The sequence below is a fragment of the Methylobacterium sp. Leaf466 genome (genome assembly GCF_001425565.1).
In the GTDB taxonomy this organism is placed as follows: Bacteria; Pseudomonadota; Alphaproteobacteria; order Rhizobiales; family Beijerinckiaceae; genus Methylobacterium.
The window spans coordinates 241,810-260,401 of the sequence record NZ_LMRC01000012.1 but is presented as its reverse complement, the minus strand read 5'-3'; the positions used below and the strand labels follow the sequence as shown (position 1 = coordinate 260,401).

The 18,592-nt window shown below is 69.7% G+C and carries 22 protein-coding genes; 6 read left to right on the top strand and 16 right to left on the bottom strand.

Annotation, left to right across the window (positions count from 1 at the left end; all coding sequences use genetic code 11):
• Positions 1-25 precede the first annotated feature (25 nt).
• Genes minE through minC form a run of 3 tightly spaced genes read right to left on the bottom strand, consistent with a single transcriptional unit; the run spans position 26 to position 1,815 of the window.
• Positions 26-304, bottom strand: coding sequence for a cell division topological specificity factor MinE (gene minE, locus ASG59_RS07520; protein WP_055885872.1), 279 nt, complete (start codon positions 302-304; stop codon positions 26-28).
• Positions 301-1,116, bottom strand: coding sequence for a septum site-determining protein MinD (minD, locus tag ASG59_RS07515; RefSeq protein ID WP_055885869.1), 816 nt, complete (start codon positions 1,114-1,116; stop codon positions 301-303). The genes minE and minD overlap by 4 nt, the downstream gene beginning before the upstream one ends.
• Positions 1,117-1,131: 15 nt before the next feature.
• On the bottom strand, positions 1,132-1,815 hold the full coding sequence (gene minC / locus ASG59_RS07510; RefSeq protein ID WP_055885867.1) for a septum site-determining protein MinC: 684 nt from the start codon (positions 1,813-1,815) through the stop codon (positions 1,132-1,134).
• A gap of 315 nt (positions 1,816-2,130) precedes the next feature.
• Here minC and typA point away from each other — a divergent pair, with 315 nt between their 5' ends.
• Positions 2,131-3,954: a translational GTPase TypA gene (gene typA / locus ASG59_RS07505; protein ID WP_055885865.1), complete on the top strand. Its 1,824-nt coding sequence runs from the start codon at positions 2,131-2,133 to the stop codon at positions 3,952-3,954.
• Positions 3,955-4,141: 187 nt separating this feature from the next.
• Here the strand turns inward: typA and ASG59_RS07500 are convergent, their stop codons facing one another.
• From ASG59_RS07500 to ASG59_RS07455, 11 genes are all read right to left on the bottom strand, one after another.
• The gene (locus tag ASG59_RS07500; protein WP_056284243.1) at positions 4,142-4,324 is read right to left on the bottom strand and encodes a hypothetical protein; all 183 of its coding nucleotides are present in this window, start codon (positions 4,322-4,324) and stop codon (positions 4,142-4,144) included.
• Entirely contained in the window at positions 4,308-4,640 is a 333-nt protein-coding gene (locus tag ASG59_RS07495; protein WP_200938210.1) for a hypothetical protein, read from the bottom strand. The genes ASG59_RS07500 and ASG59_RS07495 overlap by 17 nt, the downstream gene beginning before the upstream one ends.
• Before the next feature lie 3 nt (positions 4,641-4,643).
• Positions 4,644-4,805: a hypothetical protein gene (locus tag ASG59_RS20380; RefSeq protein WP_156399150.1), complete on the bottom strand. Its 162-nt coding sequence runs from the start codon at positions 4,803-4,805 to the stop codon at positions 4,644-4,646.
• An 86-nt stretch (positions 4,806-4,891) separates the two neighbouring features.
• Positions 4,892-6,592, bottom strand: coding sequence for a SpoIIE family protein phosphatase (locus ASG59_RS07490; protein ID WP_056407817.1), 1,701 nt, complete (start codon positions 6,590-6,592; stop codon positions 4,892-4,894).
• A 5-nt stretch (positions 6,593-6,597) separates the two neighbouring features.
• On the bottom strand, positions 6,598-7,485 hold the full coding sequence (locus ASG59_RS07485; RefSeq protein WP_244475660.1) for a GGDEF domain-containing protein: 888 nt from the start codon (positions 7,483-7,485) through the stop codon (positions 6,598-6,600).
• On the bottom strand, positions 7,482-7,886 hold the full coding sequence (locus ASG59_RS07480) for a DUF1987 domain-containing protein (RefSeq protein WP_056284237.1): 405 nt from the start codon (positions 7,884-7,886) through the stop codon (positions 7,482-7,484). The genes ASG59_RS07485 and ASG59_RS07480 overlap by 4 nt, the downstream gene beginning before the upstream one ends.
• Positions 7,887-7,900: 14 nt before the next feature.
• Entirely contained in the window at positions 7,901-8,464 is a 564-nt protein-coding gene (locus ASG59_RS07475; protein WP_056284234.1) for a SiaB family protein kinase, read from the bottom strand.
• A gap of 355 nt (positions 8,465-8,819) precedes the next feature.
• A complete protein-coding gene (gene cysK, locus ASG59_RS07470; protein WP_055885853.1) occupies positions 8,820-9,791 on the bottom strand; it encodes a cysteine synthase A in 972 nt (323 codons plus the stop codon).
• A gap of 197 nt (positions 9,792-9,988) precedes the next feature.
• Positions 9,989-11,101 (bottom strand): glycosyltransferase, encoded by a 1,113-nt coding sequence (locus ASG59_RS07465; RefSeq protein WP_056407814.1) that lies wholly within the window; start codon positions 11,099-11,101, stop codon positions 9,989-9,991.
• A gap of 40 nt (positions 11,102-11,141) precedes the next feature.
• Complete coding sequence (locus ASG59_RS07460) at positions 11,142-11,306, bottom strand: hypothetical protein (RefSeq protein WP_156399149.1); 165 nt, start codon at positions 11,304-11,306, stop codon at positions 11,142-11,144.
• 117 nt (positions 11,307-11,423) lie between these two features.
• Positions 11,424-11,927, bottom strand: a complete 504-nt coding sequence (locus tag ASG59_RS07455; protein ID WP_056284223.1) for an META domain-containing protein — start codon at positions 11,925-11,927, stop codon at positions 11,424-11,426.
• A gap of 302 nt (positions 11,928-12,229) precedes the next feature.
• Here ASG59_RS07455 and ASG59_RS21220 point away from each other — a divergent pair, with 302 nt between their 5' ends.
• On the top strand, positions 12,230-12,550 hold the full coding sequence (locus ASG59_RS21220; RefSeq protein WP_244472386.1) for a helix-turn-helix transcriptional regulator: 321 nt from the start codon (positions 12,230-12,232) through the stop codon (positions 12,548-12,550).
• 2 nt (positions 12,551-12,552) lie between these two features.
• On the opposite strand, the gene ASG59_RS07445 is transcribed toward ASG59_RS21220, so the two are convergent.
• Both ASG59_RS07445 and ASG59_RS07440 read right to left on the bottom strand, forming a co-directional pair.
• Positions 12,553-13,794: an FAD-dependent oxidoreductase gene (locus tag ASG59_RS07445; RefSeq protein WP_056284220.1), complete on the bottom strand. Its 1,242-nt coding sequence runs from the start codon at positions 13,792-13,794 to the stop codon at positions 12,553-12,555.
• Complete coding sequence (locus tag ASG59_RS07440; RefSeq protein ID WP_055885837.1) at positions 13,791-14,741, bottom strand: LysR family transcriptional regulator; 951 nt, start codon at positions 14,739-14,741, stop codon at positions 13,791-13,793. The genes ASG59_RS07445 and ASG59_RS07440 overlap by 4 nt, the downstream gene beginning before the upstream one ends.
• A 186-nt stretch (positions 14,742-14,927) precedes the next feature.
• Here ASG59_RS07440 and ASG59_RS07435 point away from each other — a divergent pair, with 186 nt between their 5' ends.
• The 4 genes from ASG59_RS07435 to ASG59_RS07420 are packed head-to-tail and all read left to right on the top strand — an operon-like array spanning position 14,928 to position 18,334.
• The gene (locus tag ASG59_RS07435; protein ID WP_056407809.1) at positions 14,928-15,986 is read left to right on the top strand and encodes a class 1 fructose-bisphosphatase; all 1,059 of its coding nucleotides are present in this window, start codon (positions 14,928-14,930) and stop codon (positions 15,984-15,986) included.
• A gap of 22 nt (positions 15,987-16,008) precedes the next feature.
• Positions 16,009-16,869, top strand: a complete 861-nt coding sequence (locus tag ASG59_RS07430; protein WP_055885832.1) for a phosphoribulokinase — start codon at positions 16,009-16,011, stop codon at positions 16,867-16,869.
• A 26-nt stretch (positions 16,870-16,895) separates the two neighbouring features.
• Positions 16,896-17,588 carry a ribulose-phosphate 3-epimerase gene (gene rpe / locus ASG59_RS07425; protein WP_056407806.1) on the top strand — a complete coding sequence of 231 codons (693 nt, stop codon included), beginning with the start codon at positions 16,896-16,898 and terminating at the stop codon, positions 17,586-17,588.
• On the top strand, positions 17,582-18,334 hold the full coding sequence (locus ASG59_RS07420; protein ID WP_055885825.1) for an HAD-IA family hydrolase: 753 nt from the start codon (positions 17,582-17,584) through the stop codon (positions 18,332-18,334). The genes rpe and ASG59_RS07420 overlap by 7 nt, the downstream gene beginning before the upstream one ends.
• The last annotated feature ends 258 nt before the right edge of the window (positions 18,335-18,592 follow it).

Below are 18,592 nucleotides of genomic sequence, written 5' to 3'. Positions count from 1 at the left end.
CGTTGGTGCATGGAGGATACAGGCCTCACGCCGCCGCCAGGCGGCCGCTGACCTGAACCGGCAGTTCGATGTCGACGCCCAGGGTCGAGACCCCGACGCCGCGCTCCAGGCGGATCTGGACCTTGTCGCGCTCCACCGTGACGTGCTTGGCGATGACGGCCAGGATCTCCTCGCGCAAGAGCAGCACGAGGTCCGAGCCGCCGGCGCCGGCGCGCTCATGGGCGAGGATCAGTTGCAGCCGGTCGCGGGCGACCCGCGCCGTGGGGCGGCGGTTGAAAAGACTGAAGATGTTGAACAGGTTCATGCCGCCCTCCGCATGAGCAGTTTGTCCATGAACGACTTCTTCTCGGAGGGCACGGTCATCGCCACGGTCTCGCCGTTGAGGCGACGGGCCGCGTCGATGTAGGCGCGGGCCGGCGCGCTCTGCGGGTTGTTCATGGTCACCGGGCAACCGACGTTCGAGGCGCGCAGGACCTCCATGCTCTCGGGGATGATGGCGAGCAGCGGGATCGAGAGGATCTCGAGCACGTCGTCGATCTTGAGCATGTCGCCGCGCTCGGCGCGGGAGGGGTCGTAGCGGCTGAGGATGAGGTGCTTCTCCATCGTCTCGCCGCGCTCGGCCTTGACCGTCTTGGAGTCGAGGAGCCCGATGATGCGGTCGGAATCGCGCACCGAGGACACCTCCGGGTTCGTCACCACCACGGCGAGGTCGGCGTGGCGCATGGCCAGCGTGGCGCCGCGCTCGATGCCGGCGGGGGAATCGCAGATCACCCAGTCGAACTTCTCGCGCAGTTCCTCCATGACGCGGGCGACGCCGGCATCGGTGAGGGCATCCTTGTCGCGGGTCTGCGAGGCCGGGAGCAGCGACAGGTTCTCGAGCCGCTTGTCGCGGATGAGGGCCTGGTTGAGCTTGGCGTCGCCGTTCACGACGTTGATGAGGTCGTAGACGACCCGGCGCTCGGCCCCCATGACGAGGTCGAGGTTGCGCAGGCCGACGTCGAAGTCGACCACGGCGACGCTGGCGCCGCCCTGTGCGAGTGCCGCCCCGAGGGCGGCCGTGGTGGTCGTCTTGCCGACGCCGCCCTTACCTGAAGTCACGACCAGAATTTTGGCCATCGTGGGTCTGTTCCCTTATTCCAGAGCTGCAATCTTGATGGCGCTGCCGTCGAGCCAGACCTGCGCGGAACGTCCGCGGAAGGCCGGTCCCATGTCCTCGGCGGTGCGGACGAGGCGGTCGATCCCGAGGAGTTCGGGCTCGAACTTGCGGCAGTAGATGCGTGCGCGCGGGTTGCGGGCCGCACCCGCGATGGCCCGGCCGCGCAGGGCGCCGTAGACGTGGATCGAGCCGCCGGCCAGGATCTCCGCCCCCGAGGAGACGGACCCCATCACCGTGACGTCGCCGCCGCGGTGGACGATCGACTGACCGGACCGGACCGAGCCTTCGACGACCAGCGATGTCAGGTCGGCCTCCGAGGGCTCGACCGGGATCTCGATGGTCGCCACCGGCCGGCCGGCGGAAAGGAGAGGGGGGAACGCGAGGTCGGAGAGGGCCGGGGCCGCACCCTCGATGCCGAGGATGCGAATCTTGCGGGCTGTCAGCCCGGCGAGCACGGCCTGCAGGCCGAGCCGGTCGGGAGCCAGGGTCGCCACGTCGAGGATCACCGGGCGACCGTCGAACAGGGTCGGCGAGCGCCTCAGCGAAGCGTCGATATCGACGAACCAGTCGTCGATGGGCGTCGCCGGCGTCAGGATCAGGGCCTTGAAGGCCCGGCCCCGAATCTGGACGGCACGGCGGGTGGGGGAGGTCTGGGTCACGGTCTCTCGCGATTCCTTACCCAATCATTGACGTCCCGCATGGTTACCGGATGGTTAACGCGTCGACCTCTCGCGGTCCTGGGACGGGGCAATCAACGCATTCGTGAACGTCGATCGCCGACGCTGCCCGTGCCGGACGGCGCGTCCTCCGGTGCCGCGAAACCGCGGCCCGTCGCGGGGCGATGCCGACACTGCCCTTGCCGGATGGGGCGCGACCTTATATTGCGGCGCGATAGCTCGATTGAAGGACCCGGCGTTGCCGGCCGCATTTCCGCGGTCTGTCGCGTGACGGGCTCGACTCGCTTCGGATACCCCATGAAGCTGCGCAACATCGCCATCATCGCCCACGTCGACCACGGCAAGACGACGCTCGTCGACAAGCTGCTGTCGCAATCCGGCTCCTTCCGCGACAACCAGCGGGTCGAGGAACGGGCGATGGACTCGAACGACCTCGAGAAGGAGCGCGGCATCACCATCCTCGCCAAGGCGACCTCGGTCGTCTGGAAGGACACCCGGGTGAACATCGTCGACACCCCCGGTCACGCCGACTTCGGTGGCGAGGTCGAGCGCATCCTGTCGATGGTCGACGGCGTGATCGTGCTCGTGGACGCGGCCGAAGGCCCGATGCCGCAGACCAAGTTCGTGGTCGGCAAGGCCCTCAAGATCGGCCTCAAGCCGATCGTCGCCATCAACAAGGTCGACCGTCCGGATGCGCGCATCACGGAAGTCGTCAACGAGGTGTTCGACCTGTTCGCGGCGCTCGACGCCACCGACGACCAGCTCGACTTCCCCATCCTCTACGGGTCGGGCCGCTCGGGCTGGATGGCGACCTCACCCGACGGTTCGCAGGAGGACGGCCTCGCCCCCCTGTTCGATCTGGTGCTGGAGCACGTCCCCCCGGCCAAGACCGAGGAGGGTCCGTTCCGGATGCTCGGCACGCTTTTGGAGGCCAACCCCTTCCTCGGCCGCATCATCACCGGGCGCATCGCATCGGGCACCGTGAAGCCGAACCAGGCGATCAAGGTGATGGACCGCGAGGGCAAGCTCGTGGAGACCGGCCGCGTCTCGAAGATCCTCGCCTTCCGCGGCCTCGAGCGGGCGCCGATCGACCTCGGCGAGGCGGGCGACATCGTCTCCATCGCCGGCCTCGTGAAGGGTACCGTCGCCGACACCTTCTGCGACCCGCAGGTGGACACGCCGATCCAGGCCCAACCGATCGATCCGCCCACCGTCACCATGTCCTTCATCGTCAACGATTCGCCGCTGGCCGGCACCGAGGGCGACAAGGTCACGAGCCGGATGATCCGCGACCGCCTGTTCAAGGAGGGCGAGGGCAACGTCACGCTCAAGATCGAGGAGGCCGCCGACAAGGACTCCTTCTACGTCTCGGGCCGCGGCGAGTTGCAGCTCGCGATCCTGATCGAGACCATGCGCCGCGAGGGCTTCGAGATCGCCGTGTCGCGTCCGCGCGTGGTGCTCTCCAAGGACGAGGACGGCGGCATCCTCGAGCCGGTCGAGGAAGTCGTGGTCGACGTCGACGAGGAATACTCGGGCGTGGTCGTGCAGAAGATGTCCGAGCGCAAGGCCGAGATGATCGAGATGAAGCCCTCGGGCGGCAACCGCCTGCGCCTCGTCTTCCATGCGCCCACCCGTGGCCTCATCGGCTACCAGGGCGAACTCATGACCGACACCCGCGGCACCGCGATCATGAACCGCCTGTTCAAGGCGTACGAGCCCTACAAGGGCGAGATGCCCGGCCGCCGCAACGGCGTGCTGATCTCCAACGACAAGGGCGAGGCCGTGGCCTACGCCATGTGGAACCTGGAAGATCGCGGTCCGATGATGATCGAGCCCGGCGCCAAGGTCTACCAGGGCATGATCATCGGCGAGCACAACCGCGAGAACGACCTCGAGGTGAACGTGCTCAAGGGCAAGAAGCTCACCAACATCCGCACCACCTCCAAGGACGAGGCCGTGCGCCTGACGCCGCCGATCCGCATGACCCTGGAGCGCTCCCTCGCCTGGATCCAGGACGACGAGCTGATGGAGGTCACGCCCAAGTCCATTCGCCTGCGCAAGATCCACCTCGACCCCAACGAGCGCAAGCGCTTCGAGCGTTCGAAGGAAGCGGTGGCCTGATCCGGGCAGACGCCGACGTCTGAGACGGTTTCCGCTTGGATCAAGCGGAACCGTCTCACCGAGCCCGCGCGGCGCCTGAGCGAAGCCCATTTCCGCATCACGAAGTGATCAGCTGGAAATGGTATGAGAGACAAAAGGCCGGGCGCAAAGCCCGGCCTTTTTCGATTCCGAGCCGCCGGAAAGGCCTTCAGCTGCCGCCCGGGTCGGTCTCGCCATCCGACGACGGTTCGCCCTTCGGCCCATGGCCCGGCTTGCCGTCCGTCTTCTCGTTAGGGTCCATCACCGCATCGGGGGCAATGTTGACCGGCTCCTTCTTCGGCGCCGGTGCCTTGCCCGGCGGTGGCTCGGCGGCCTTATTCTCGTCGATCATGTAAACCTCCGTCCTTCGTCTTCCCGGTCTCGTGGTCGTCGACGATCCGGCGTTCTTCACCGCCGGGACGGGCCATCGTCTTGTCGGATTCGCCTTGGGACGAACCGCCCACGGGCACCGGCGCCCGGCCGGCAGGACCGTTCTCCGACCATTCGTCGCGACGGTCGGCGTCGGACCGTCCGCCCGTGCCCTGGCTGGTGAGGGCGGCCTGCTCTGGCGTCGCATGGCCGCCGCCGACGGCGGGATCGCCCTCCTTACCGACATCGTCGGGCTTGCGGGTGACGGTGGCGCTTGGGGTCACGCTTTTGCCGGACATGGCTCAGCCCTCGTCCCGGCCGACCGCGGCGGTCGCCCGATCGATCGCCTCGGAAGCCTCCTCGTTCTTGTCGAGATCCGTATCCGCCGTGCGCGCGGCATCCGCGAGGGTCTTGGCGCGGGCCTCGGCGTCGTCGGTCTTGGTCGGGGTGGTGCCATCGGTCATCGGATCGATCTCCTATCGGGAGGACAACCCGGGCCGGTCCATCGGGGTTGCTCCCCTGCGTCGTCGCTCCGAGACGGGAGCGACCGTCAGCCGGCCGAACGGACGGCCTCGGGATCCGGCCTGAAGGCCACCAGGGTCATGTCGTCACGACGCGCCTCGCCGCCACGATAGGCCGTCAAGGCGTCGTCGAGGGCGGTCACCTGAGCGCTCAAGGGCCGGTCGCGCACGTCGAGGAGGATGTCCGTGACTCCCCTGTGACCGAGGAGGCGTCGTCCACCGCCCTGCGGGTTTCCCATCTGGTCGCAGATGCCGTCGGTCATCAGGTAGAAGACCTGGCCGGGCTCGACGGGCACCGTCACGTCCGCGACATCCGGCATCGTCTCCCCGTGGCGCGGGTAGCCGATGCCGCGTCGCCCGCCCTTGATCCGGACGGCGCCGCCGGGTCCGATGGCGGTCAGCGACAGGCCGGCACCAGCGAACCGCAGGGTGCCGTCCGCTCGATTCCACAGGCAGATGCCGCAATCGAGGCCGTCGTCGGAATCCGAGCCGCGGCCGTCCTGGCGCAGCTGGGTCCGCACCATGCCGTCGAGGGCCGCCAGGATCTCCGCCGGCGAACGCAGGCCGCGTTCGTGCAGGATGCGATCGAGGGCGGTGGCGACGATCAGTGTGATGAAGGCGCCGGGCACGCCGTGGCCGGTGCAATCGGCCACCACGACGATGCTGAGGTCGTCGAACTGTTCCAGCCAGAAATAGTCGCCGCCGACGAGGTGGAGCGGCTCCCACAGGACGGCGACCTCGACCCCCGCCTCGCTGAGGGCGAGGCGGTCCGGCAGCACGGAGGTCTGGATGCGGCGGGCATAGCCGATGCTCTCCATCACGAGGCGATTGGCGCCTTCGAGGTCGCGATGCGCCCTCTCGAGCTGCGCGAGCAGGGTCCGGGCCTCGTCACCGCTGCGAAGGCCGTCGACCATGCGGTTGAAGGCCGACGAGATCACGTCGATCTCGTTGCTGGCGCGGGCGGCGCCCCCGAGGTCCACCGACACCCAGCGCTTGTGCTCGACCTCGCGCATGGCGGCGAGCAGGCGCTTGAGGGGCGTCAGGACGTGGCGGCGGACATTGGCGTGCAGGGTGAGCACGAAGGCCATCATCAGGATCAGGCTGGCCCCGAGCGCCATCAGCGCCTGTTTCTCGGCATTGCCGCGCAGGGCCTCCGTCGACAGCCCGAGGGTCAGGGTACCCACCGGCGCCGGCTCGCCGGCGACGGTCAGCTCCGCCACCGTCTGGACGGTGTCCCAACTGCGTGTCCGCGGAGTCTCGCCGATGGTCATGACAGGGGCGCCGGCGGCGTCGGTCAACCGAGCGAAGCGAAAGGCGGGGTCGAGGGCCAGGGCCTGCACCTGCGGCCGGTAGATCTTCGGGTTGGCGGCCCAGTCGGGCCGGCCGATCGCCCGGGCGGTGAGGGTGGCGAGCAGGGTCGCACGCTCGCCGTAGAGGCGCATCGCGTCCGTGTAGTTCACCCAGGCGGTCCCGATCTGGGTCGCCAGCACCACCACCGCGATGACCGGATAGATGCGCAGGAACAGCGTGTGGGCGAGGCTGTCGAGGTCGCGGCCGCGCGCGGCGCCGCGCAAGGCGCCGGGACGCATGCCCGTCTCCGTCGCCTCGCCCGCCACGTCCGCGAAGCCGGCGAGCGCGACGAAATCGTCGCCCCTCAAGGGGCCGCCGCCACGGAGCGAGCGGTTGCGGCGCGGGACCGGATCGAGGGCGAGGTCGGGCGCGTCGGTCATCGGCGTCACACCATCCCGGGCATCGGCTCGGCGGCGTCGCAGACGCAGTTCCGGCCGGTGTGCTTGGCGAAGTAGAGCGCGGCGTCGGCCCGGCGGAGTGCCGCCTCGATGGATTCGCCCGCCACGGCCGCCGCGGCACCGACGCTCACGGTGATCGACAGCGTCGCGCCGTCCCAGGCCACCTCCGTCGCGGCGACAGCCTCGCGGATGGTTTCCGCCACGGCGAGCCCCGTGAGCCTGTCCGCCCCGGGAAGCAGCACGGCGAATTCCTCCCCGCCCATCCGCCCGATGACGTCATCGGGCCGCAAGCGGTCGCGACAGGCCGCCACGAACGCCTTGAGGGCGGCATCGCCGGCGCCGTGGCCGAAACCGTCGTTCAGGCGCTTGAAACGGTCGAGGTCGAGCATCAGGACGCAGATCGGCGCCTGCGAGAGCCGATGCCGCGCCCATTCGCGCTCGCCGACCTCGAGGAAGTGGCGGCGGGCATGGGCGCCGGTGAGGTCGTCCATGTCGGCCAGACGCCGCAGCTCGCCTTCGAGGCGCGTGCGATGCCGGATCTCGCCTTCCAAGGCCTCGTTGAGCGACTGGAGGTCGCGTCGCTGCTCGGCCAGGCAATGGTTGGCCTTCTGCAATTCGGATTGCATGCGGTCGCTCATGCGCACGAGGCGCTTCTGCTCGCGCAGGCTGCGGCGGTAGGAATCGGCGAGGCTCCTGACCCCCCCGGCCATCTCGGTGAGCCCCGCCAGCATCTCCGTCGTGCTGACGAGGACGGCCTCCTCGGCATCGTAGAGGCTGAATTCCTCAACGGCAGGACCCTGGATGACGGGCCCCTGGACGACGGGCCCCTGGACGACGGGAGCCTGGACCATCGCCGCACCGGCCTTCGCCCTCATCGGTGTGCCTCCTCGGCCTGCGGCGCCGTTACGAGGTCGAAGCTGCCGTAGGAGAAATCGGAGGCGAAATCCTCGCCGGCTTCCTGGATGGTGTCGTCGCCCTCGGCGTAGAACCAGCGGATGGCCACCGGCCGGCCCTCGGCGGCGGCGTCTTCGAGCGCCATGAACAGGTTCATGAGCGCTTTCGCGCTGGAGCTGTTGAAGTAGGCCAGGGCGACCTCCACCGTCACCGCGTTCTCGCCGCCCTGTCCGAGATAGGCGCGCAGCGATTGCAGCAGGGGCCCGAAAAAGGCCGCGGCATCCTCCGGGTACGATTCGCCGCTGATCCGCAGCAGGCCTGCGGAAAAATCGAAGTCCACCGCGGGCGATCGATCGGTGGCGGGGATTTGAATTCTGTCCATCGCAGAACCACCGTCTAGATATAGGCTTTGAGGCAGAACAGGCAGCGGTCGCCGGCGATGTCGTGGAAGTCGTACTCGACCGGCGCGCTCGACCGCCGGGCGATCTCGATGAGGCCGATGCTGCCGCCGAGGCTGCCTTCGTCGGGCGCCTGGCGCAGCTTCTCGCGGTAGAAGCGCTTCAACTCCTCGCTCGACAGGCCGACGATGTGCGCGAGCCGGCTCCTCAGGGTCGGCACGTCGGCCTGCGGCACCTCGTTGCCGCACACGACGAAGAACCGGCCCTCCTCGACGCCGACGACGATCATGCCGCCGCTGACGAGGCCGCTCGGGCCGGGCGCCTTGTCCTGCGGCCGCGGCAGCTTGTCGGCCGAGTACCGGATGATGTTCTGCGCCTGCTCGACGAAGATCGAGAACACCCGCTTGGCGACGGAGGCGTCGGTCTCGCCCTGGCTCATGCGCAGTTTCAGGACTTCGCCGAGCGAGAATAGGACGTTCTCGGAGAGGTCGCCACCGAAGGACAGGATCACGCCGCCGCGCCGCGACGCCTCATGGAACGTCAGGAAATCCTGCGCCAGCATCACCGCTCCCCGCGTCTTGCACCGTGCCCGCCGCCTCGCGGCCGCAACGATGCCCGTTCCAAATAACGGCACAGACGTCTAACAGAGGGTTACTGCGTTGCGGAATGCGCTGATCAATCATGCGCCATCCTGCGCTGCCATAAGGCAAATTCGTATTCACGCACCGTCGGCTGGGGACTGAGCGGTCCATTTCGCTCGTCGGTCGGCGTCATCGGACCACGATGCCCTCGGCCGTACCGGTCATATGCAAGGCGCGGGCCGGATTTCTCCGGCCGGCGCGGTCGATCCGACGACGACCGGCTCCGTCCGCATGGAGCCGGCGACCCGGCCGAGGCAGGCTCGACCGGGACGTCCCTCAGCCGATGCCTTCAAACAGCGCCGAGGAGATGTAGCGTTCGGCGAACGAGCAGGCGACGGTGACGATGCGCTTGCCCCGGAACTCGGGACGTTCGGCGAGCTTGAGGGCGGCCGCGACGTTGCCGCCGGTGGAGATGCCGCCCGGAATGCCTTCGAGCCGCGCCACCAGGCGGGCGGTATCGAACGCTTCCTGGTTGGAGACCGTGATGACCTCGTCGACGACGTCGCGGTGCAGGTTCTCCGGGATGAAGCCGGCACCGATGCCCTGGATCTTGTGCGGGCCGGGCTGGCCGCCGGAGATCACGGGCGAATCCACCGGTTCCACGGCCACGACCCGCAGGCCCGGCAGGCGCGGCTTGAGCACCGAGCCGACGCCGGTGATGGTGCCGCCGGTACCGACGCCGGCGACGAAGGCGTCGAGCTGCCCGCCGGTGTCGCTCCAGATCTCCTCGGCGGTGGTCTTGCGGTGGATTTCCGGGTTGGCCGGGTTCGAGAACTGCTGGGGCATCACCGCGCCCGGAATCTCGGCGAGCAGCTCCTCGGCCTTGGCGATCGCGCCCTTCATGCCCTGCGGGCCGGGGGTCAGCGCCAGCTCGGCACCGAGGAAAGCGAGCATCTTGCGACGCTCCAGGGACATCGTCTCGGGCATGACCAGGATCAGGCGGTAGCCGCGCGCGGCCGCCACGAACGCCAGGGCGATGCCGGTGTTGCCGGAGGTCGGCTCCACCAGGGTGCCGCCGGGCTTGAGCCGACCCGATGCCTCGAGGGCGTCGATCATGTTGACGCCGATGCGGTCCTTCACGCTGGCGATCGGGTTGAAGAACTCGAGCTTGAGCAGGATCTCGGCCTCGATCCCGCGCTCCTTGGTGATGCGGTTGAGGCGGACCAGGGGCGTGTTGCCGATGGTCTCGGTGATCGAACCATAGATCCGGCCGTGGCCGACCTTGGCGGAAGAGGACGTCTCGGCCATGGGGTCTGATGCTCCTGGAGGGACGGCCGCCGCGCGGGCGACCCGTCCGAAGATCGGAAGGCGCCGGGATATCGCGTCGCCCCGCGGGAGGCAATCGCCAACACTGCGGGAACGACAACAACCTTCTGTATCGATAAGCTTTTTCCGCGACCGTAGAAGAACTGTTGCGATCGATTGGGGATTTGAAGGAGATCGATCTACCGACCCCGATCCGCCGCTGGGTCGAGGCTGGCTCCCGCCTGCATCCAGGCTTCCAAGAAGCCTGCGGCCATCGCGTCGATGCCGAAGGCGCGCACGATCCGGGCCCTGGCCGCAAGCCCGGTCTCGCGGCGGGCGATCGGGGCGAGGGCGCCGAGGTCGGCCAGAGCCGAGGCCACGGCGGCGGGATCGCCGGGCGGGACGAGCCGGCCGTTTCCGGAGAGGATGAGGGCGGCATCACCCACCCGCGTCGCCACCGGCACCAGGCCGGCCGCCATGCCTTCGGCGAGGGCGTTGGAGAAGCCCTCGCCGAAGGCGGACGTCGAAAGGACGATGTCGGCGGCCGCATAGAGGCGGGGGAGGTCGTCACGGCGCCCGAGGGCGATGGCGTTGGGCGGCAGGGCCAGTGTCTCGGTACCCGCACCCGCCAGGACGAACCGTAGCTGCGGCACCAGCGCGGCGGCGGCGAGCACGGCGCCGTGGTCCTTCATCGGGTCGAGCCGGGCGGCGTGGATCACCACGACCGCATCCTCGGGGATGCCGAGTTCCGCCCGGATCACGGCTCGGGCCGCCGTATCCGGACGGAAGCGCACCGTGTCGATACCGTTGGGGATCACCGCGAGGCGGCGTGGGCGGTAGCCGAGGCCGCAGTGGAAATCGGCACCGGCCTGGCTGTTGGAGACGACGAGGCCGGGCCAGCCGGACAGGGCGCGGCCGATCCGCAGGAGGCGTCCGTAACGGGCGTGGTCGATGTCGGAATTGCGCCATCCCCAGGCCAGGAGGCTGCCGCGCGGCGCCCCTGCCAGCCGGTGGGCGAGGGCCGCGAACAGATCGCCGTGATAGAGCCAGCCCTGGATCACCGCCGGCCGCAGGCGGCGGATCAGCCGCGACAGGGACAGGAGCGAGGCCGCAGCCCCGGCGAGCCCTCCCGGCGCGAGGACATGAACGGTGACGCCGGCGGCGGCCAGCGCTTCGGCGTTCTCGCCCCCCCGCGTCAGGCTCACCACGTGCTGGGGCAGGCCGCGCGCCTGGAGCGAGCGGCAGAGGGCGACCAGCATGGTCTCGGCGCCCCCCGTGCGCAGGCCGGAGATGACGTGGAGAATGGGGCGCAACGCCGTCAGGCCACCATGGCGGCGGGATCGTCCATCCGTCTCAAAGCACCGACAACACGATCAGCGTCGCGAGGACAGGCGTCGCCGCGGCGATCCAGGCGGCCATCCGGTCGACGCTCGCCACGAAGACGTAGCGCGACGCTTCTCGCGAGCCGTGCCGCAGGACGCCCGCGCCACCGGTGCCGTCCGAGGATAAACCGATCATGCGCCGCGATCCCGTCATGGGACTGAGGAAGGCGCCGATCGGGTTGAGGGGGGATGAATCGACGGTCCGGACCGTCGATCGTCGTCAACGGGCGGTTAAGCGCCCCGGCCGGTCCGTTCAGAGCGCGCGGTCGAAGCGCAGCTCGCCCTTCTGGCTCTTGATGATGAGTTGCGAGCCGACGATGTCCCATGCCCCGGCGGTACGCAGGGCGATGAAGAAGTCCTGCTCGGAGGCGCCGACGCCCTTGTCGCAGGGCTTCTTGGTGAGGGCCAGCGGGCCGACCGCGAGGTTCTGGTCCTTCAGCGGGAAGGCGGTGGCGGCGAAGGTGTTGCAGCCGCCGTAGCCGCGGGCACGGTACTGCTTGTCGATGATGAAGCTCGGCCGGTCGTTGCCGTTGAAGGGCTTGCCGTTCAGGCTCACCGCGGTCCAGGTGGAATCGAGCGGAAAGATCTTCTCCTGCGCCTTGGCGGCGGGGACGTACTGCTTCTTCTCGGGCTTCTCGCGGTTCTCCTTGCCGAAGCCGGTGACGTTGTTGTTCATCTGCGCCTGGGCGGCATGGCCGGCCATGAGGGTCGCGCCGGCGATGGCCCAGGCCATGGCGGTGCTCAGCATTGCTTTCATCGGTCGGCCTCCTCTGTCGCCGGCAGCGCGTCGATCGTCCGATGCCCGGGATCGGCGCGACGACGCGGGCGCCCGTGTCGTTGTCTTCGACCGGATCGCGTCGCCCATCGGATAAGATTCCAGCACAAATATGGTCAAGGGCGCGACCCGTGCTTTTCGCGATCTCTCCCGCCTCGATTTCCATTGCCCTCGAACATCGACGCGGCCGGCGTTACCGCACGCGGTGGCCCAAAGACTCTGAACGATCCGGCCGTGACCTCGTTGTCCGGACGACATCACCGCAACAGGACGGAGTGGGCGACGTGGCCGGATCGGACGAGAGCGCACAGGACGGTATCGGGCTGGCCGTCATCAGCCCCGCCCAGGCGCGGGCGGCCCGGGCGCTCCTCGGGTGGTCGCAGGCCGAGGTCGCGAGCAAGATCGGCTTCTCGGAGGAGACGATCCACGATTTCGAGGCCGGCTACGGCAACATGCCGTCGGGTCAGGTCGAGGCGCTCAAGAGCGCCCTCACGACCGCGGGCATCCTCTTCAGCAACGGCAGCGAACCGGGGGTCAGCCTGAGCCGGCGCGGCCGGGACGAGGGAACCCGGGCCGACGACCTCACCACCGAGAACGATCGCTGAAGTCAGGCGCCGCCCTTGGCGAGCGCCTTGAGGTCGTAGCCCGGATCCGCCGCCCGGTCCGGCGTCAGGTCGAGGCCGAGGGCGAGGATGCGGCGAGACGCCATGTGGTCCGCGCCGCGATCGACCGTCTCGACCGCGCTGAGACGGCCGGACCGGTAGCGGAACACCGACAAGCCGGTGGAGGCCGGTCTCACCACCGCCTCGTCGGTGGGGGCCGACAGGCCGGCGATCTGGAGCTTGTGCGGGCCCTGGTCGCTCCAGAACCACGGAACGGCGTCGTAAGGCGCCGGCCTGCCGAGGAGGCGGGCGGAGAGGCAGCGGGCCTGGTCGACCGCGTTCTGGACCGATTCGATGCGCACGACGTCTCCGCCCGGCAGTCCGGCGGCGAAGCGAGACGGGAAGCGGGCCACGTCCCCCAGCGCCGAAACGGCGGGATCGCCGGTGGCCAGGAGAGCGTCGACCAGGATGCCGTCGGCGGTGGCGAGGCCCGCCTGCGCGGCGATCTCCTGGTTCGGGATCACACCGATGCCGACCAGGACGAGGTCGGCCGGAAGGCTGGTGCCGTCGGCGAGATCGACCGCTGCGACCCGGCCGTCCCGCCCGGCGATCGACCGGAGGCCGGCGCCGAAGGCGAACCGGACCCCGGCACCCTCGTGCGCGGCACGGAAGAAGGCCGCGGTCTCGGACGAGACCGCGCGAGCCATGGGCCGGTCGGCGGCCTCGACGACATGGACCCCGAGACCGCGCGCGGCGCAGACCCCGGCGAATTCGAGACCGATGAACCCGGCACCGACGATGACCACCGACCGCGCGGTCGCGAGGTCGGCCTGCAAGCGGTCGGCATCGGCGAGCGAGCGCAGCTGGTGAACGCCGGCGAGGTCCGCGCCGGCGAGCGGAAGCGACCGGTTGCGCGAGCCCATCGCCAGGACGAGATGGTCGTAGGCGAGGGGGGCGGCGCCATCGAGGTGGACGAGGCGCGCCACCCGGTCGATGGCCAGGGCACGCGATCCCGGCCGATGGTCAATGCGGTGCTCGATCAGATAATCCCGCGCGCGCAGCGCCAGGCCGGCCGCGTCCACCTTGCCGGCCAGGTAGGCCTTGGAGAGGGGAGGGCGCTGGTAGGGCAGGCCCGGCTCGTCGCCGACGAGGGCGAGAGGGCCGGAGAATCCGCCCTCGCGCAGGGATGCGGCGACCTGGAACCCGGCCTGGCCCGCACCGAGGATGACGATGCCGGCTGTGCTCACGCTTCGAACCCCGAGGGCGCGCGCCCGGCGGAGGTGTCGAGGGTGGGCAGCCAGCGCGCCCCCTCCTTGACCACGAAGTCCCAGCAGGCGGCGGCTGCCGGGCCGAGCACCTTGTCGGCGCGGCGGACCGCGTACCAGTCGCGCCGGATCGGCAGCCCGTGGACGTCGAGGAGGATCAGGCGGTGGCTCCCGACCTCCGCCGCCACCGTATGGCCTGAGATCAGCGCGATCCCGAGCCCCGCCATCACCGCCTGCTTGATCGTCTCGTTGGAGGCGGAATCGATCCCGAGCTTGGCGCGCTTGATCATGACGCCGGACATGAACTCCTCGAACACCGTGCGGGTGCCCGAGCCCTCCTCGCGCACGAGGAAGGATTCGTCCGACAGGTCCGCCCGCGTCAGCCCCGAGCGGCCGGCCAAGCGATGTCCCGGCTGTGCCACCAGCACCAGCGGATGCGCGCCGAAGGTCTCCGCCTCGATGGCGAAGTCGCGCGGAGGGCGTCCCATGATCGCGAAATCGATGGCGTAGTTGCGCAGGGCGTCGACGGTGTCGCCGCGGTTGCCGACGGCGAGGTTGATCTCGACGGCCGGGTTCTGGGCGCAGAACCCGGCGATCACCTGCGGCGCGAAATACTTGGCGGTGGAGACGACCCCCATCGCCACGCGCCCGCCGCCGCCGCCCTTGAGGATCTCGAGGCGTTCGGCGCAGGTCTCCAGCACCGTGTTGATGCTGTCGATCGCCCAGAGCATCTCGCGACCGGCGTCGGTGGGCTTCAGGCCCGTGGGCGTGCGGTCGAACAGGAGCAGCCCCGCCTCCTCCTCGAGCTGGCGGATGCGGGCATAGAGCGCGGCGGAGGTGACGTTGAGCTCCTGGGCCGCCCGCGTCATGGTGCCGAGGCGGGATACGGCGGCGACCGCCTGGAGCTGCTTCAGGGAGAGGTTGCGCATGCGGCGGTTCTTAGTTTTTTTGGGAAGGGCCGCAAGTTTTTTCAGAATTCCTATCGGCGAGGGTTTGCCTCATGCGGCCCGCCGATTAAGCCCGCAGGTCAGATGACGGGCACGGCGAGGTGCTCGACGCGGAAACGGGCGGGCGGTGTCTCCGGCGTCCGAATGGTATGAGAGGGACGGGATTTCATGTCGACAGCGTCTCAAGAGATCGGCACCCACCTCGATGCCTGCCTCGCGCAGGCGGTGGCGGCGGACGCACGGATGGCGGATGTCGCCGCGGTGATCGCGGCCTGCGCCGCCGCCGCGATCGACGTGAGCGCGGTCATCGGCCGCGGCGCGCTGGGCGGGGACCTCGCCGCGCAGGGCGAGCACAACAGCGACGGCGACGTGCAGAAGGCGCTGGACGTGCTCGCGCACGAGCGGTTCACCGAGGCGCTGCGCGGCGCGCCCGTGGCGGAGGTCGCCTCCGAGGAGGCCGAGGGGGTCATGGTGCTGAACCCCGGCGCGCCGCTCGCCGTGGCGATTGATCCCCTCGACGGGTCGTCCAACATCGGCGTCAACATGGCGGTGGGCACCATCTTCGGCATCCGCCCCGCGGTAGTGCGGGCCGGCGACCCGATCGCCTCCTTCACCGATCCCGGCACGGCGCAGTTGGCGGCGGGCTTCATCACCTACGGGCCGGCGACCTCCCTCGTGGTCACGCTGGGTGCCGGCACGCAGATCTACACCCTCGACCGCGAGGCCGGCGCCTTCCGCCTCACCCACCCCCAGCTCACGGTCCCGGCCCAGAGCAACGAATACGCGATCAACGCCTCGAACGCCCGCCATTGGGACACCCCCGTGAAGGCCTACATCGAGGATTGCCTGCGCGGCACCGAGGGCCCGCGCGACCGCGACTGCAACATGCGCTGGCTCGGCTCGCTGGTGGCGGACGCGCAGCGCGTGCTCATGCGCGGCGGCGTGTTCCTGTATCCGGGCGACAACCGGAAAGGCTATGCGCAGGGGCGGCTGCGCCTCCTCTACGAGGCGGCCCCGGTCGCCATGCTGATGGAGCAGGCGGGCGCCGGCGCAACCGACGGCGAGCGCCGCATCCTCGACATCGCCGCCACCGGCGTCCACGAGCGGGTGCCGCTGGTGTTCGGCTCGGCCGAGGAGGTGACGACCGTCGCCACCTACTACGGCGGCCGCAACCCCGCCGCGGGCCGCTCGCCGCTGTTCGGCCAGCGCGGCCTGATCCGGAGCTGAAGGCGGGCGCGGTCAGCACATCATGTCGGCGCGTCATCCCATCATCTCGGTGACCGGCTCCTCGGGCTCAGGCACCACCTCGGTGCGCAACACCTTCGAGCAGATCTTTCGCCGCGAGGACGTCAGCGCCGTCTACATCGAGGGCGACGCCTTCCACGCCCTGGACCGCATCGCCATGCGCAAGGCGATGGCCGAGGAGCCGACGCTGAGCCACTTCGCGCCGCGCGCCAACCTGCTGCCCGAGCTCGAGGAGGTGTTCCGGCGCTACGGCGAGTCGGGGGGCGGCCGCACCCGGCACTACGTCCACGACGCGGCGGCCGCCGAATGCTACGGCACGCCGCCGGGGACCTTCACGCCCTGGGAGGAATTCCCGCCGGGCTCGGACCTGCTGTTCTACGAGGGCCTGCACGGCTGCGTCGTCGACGACAACGTCGATCTCGCCCGCTACGCAGACCTGAAGATCGGCGTCGTGCCGGTGATCAACCTCGAATGGATCCAGAAGCTGCACCGGGACCGCTCGTTCCGCGGCTATTCCACCGAAGCCGTCACCGACGTGATCCTGCGGCGCATGCCCGACTACGTGCAGACCATCTGCCCGCAGTTCACCTGGACCGACATCAACTTCCAGCGCGTGCCGATGGTCGACACCTCCAATCCCTTCATCGCCCGCTGGATCCCCACCGCCGACGAATCGATGGTGGTGATCCGGTTCAAGGACCCGCGCGGCATCGACTTCGCCTACCTGATCTCGATGATCCACGGCAGTTTCATGAGCCGGGCCAATTCCATCGTCATCCCCGGCGGCAAGCTCGATCTGGCGATGCAGCTCATCCTGACGCCCATCATCATGCAACTCGTGGAGCGCAAGCGCCGCATGGCGTGACGCTGACGACAAATGAGGCCCCCTCCATGACCGGCCCGATCATCGCGCCCTCGATCCTTTCGGCGGATTTCTCCAAGCTCGGCGAGGAAGTCCGCGCCATCGACGCGGCCGGGGCAGACTGGATCCACCTCGACGTGATGGACGGGCACTTCGTGCCCAATCTCACCTTCGGCCCCGGGGTCATCAAGGCCCTGAGGCCGCACAGCCGGAAGCCCTTCGACGTGCACCTGATGATCGCCCCGGCCGATCCCTATCTGGCCGCCTTCGCGGAGGCCGGGGCGGACGCGATCTCCGTGCACGTGGAGGCCGGGCCGCATGTCCATCGCTCGCTCCAGACGATCCGGGCGCTGGGCAAGCGGGCCGGCCTCGCCCTCAACCCGGGTACGCCGGCCGCCATGGTCGAACCGCTGATCGACATGCTCGACCTCGTGATCGTCATGACGGTCAACCCGGGCTTCGGCGGGCAGAGCTTCATCCCCTCGACGATGGAAACCGTGGCGCGCATCCGCGCCATGGCGGCGGGACGCGCCATCGACATCGAGGTAGACGGCGGCATCACGCCCGAGACGGTGGGGCTGGCGGCGGCCGCCGGCGCCAACGCCTTCGTGGCCGGCAACGCCGTGTTCAAGGGCGGTCCGGCCGGCTACGGCGACCGCATCGGCGAGATCCGCGCCGGGGCGCAGGACCGCATGGGCCGCGACGGCACGCTGTCATGCTGAAGGCGCTGATCTTCGACGTCGACGGGACCCTGGCCGAGACCGAGGACCTGCATCGCCAGGCCTTCAACCTCGCCTTCTCGCAGATGGGCCTCGACTGGGCGTGGTCGCCCCGGACCTACGCCGACCTCCTCGCCGTGATGGGCGGCAAGGAGCGGCTGGCCCACTACATCGCCACGGAACGCGGGGACGAGGCCGAACGCCTGGCGCCGCTCCAGGGCGAGATCCACGCGCGCAAGACCCGGCTCTACGGCGACCTCGTGGAAGCCGGGCGCCTCGCCCTGCGTCCCGGCATCGCCCGGCTGGTGGCCGAGGCCAAGGCCGGCGGTGTCCGCCTCGGCGTCGCAACGACCACCACCCGGCCGAACGTCGACCGCCTGCTCGCCGTCAATTTTCGCGATGGCGGCATGGGCGTGTTCGACGCGATCGCCTCGGGCGACGAGGCCGCGCGCAAGAAGCCGGCTCCGGACGTCTTCCTCCTCGCCCTGGAGCGCCTGGGTGTGGCCGCGTCCGAGGCCATCGCGTTCGAGGATTCCGCCGCCGGCATCCGCTCCGCCCGCGACGCCGGCCTGCCGGTGATCGCCACCCGCAGCCGCTACACCGAGAGCCATCGCCTCGAAGGCGCGTTCTCGGCGGTCTCGGACCTCGGAGAACCGGGCCAGCCCCACCGGCACATCGACGGGACAGCCTGGCCCGACGGGGTGGTCACCCTCGCGGCCCTCCAGGCCTGGCACGCGGCGGCCTCGTAGCCGGCGCCCCTGTCCCGGCAGCCCCCTGTTCCGGCAGACCCTGGGCCTTGCGGGGAAACAGGGTCAGCCCCGCCAGCACGCCGAGGATCGCGGCGAGGCCGAGGGTGCGGCGGCCGCGCGGCCTGTCTACGGTCGTCCGGCTCGTGTCCATGGCGATCACCTTCGCGTTGCCTCTGCGCCGGCAGCCGGCCTATAACCCGCGCCATCCCCAACGTGGCGGCGTCGAGGAAGGGTCCGTCCGGGCCTTTGGCGTCCCGT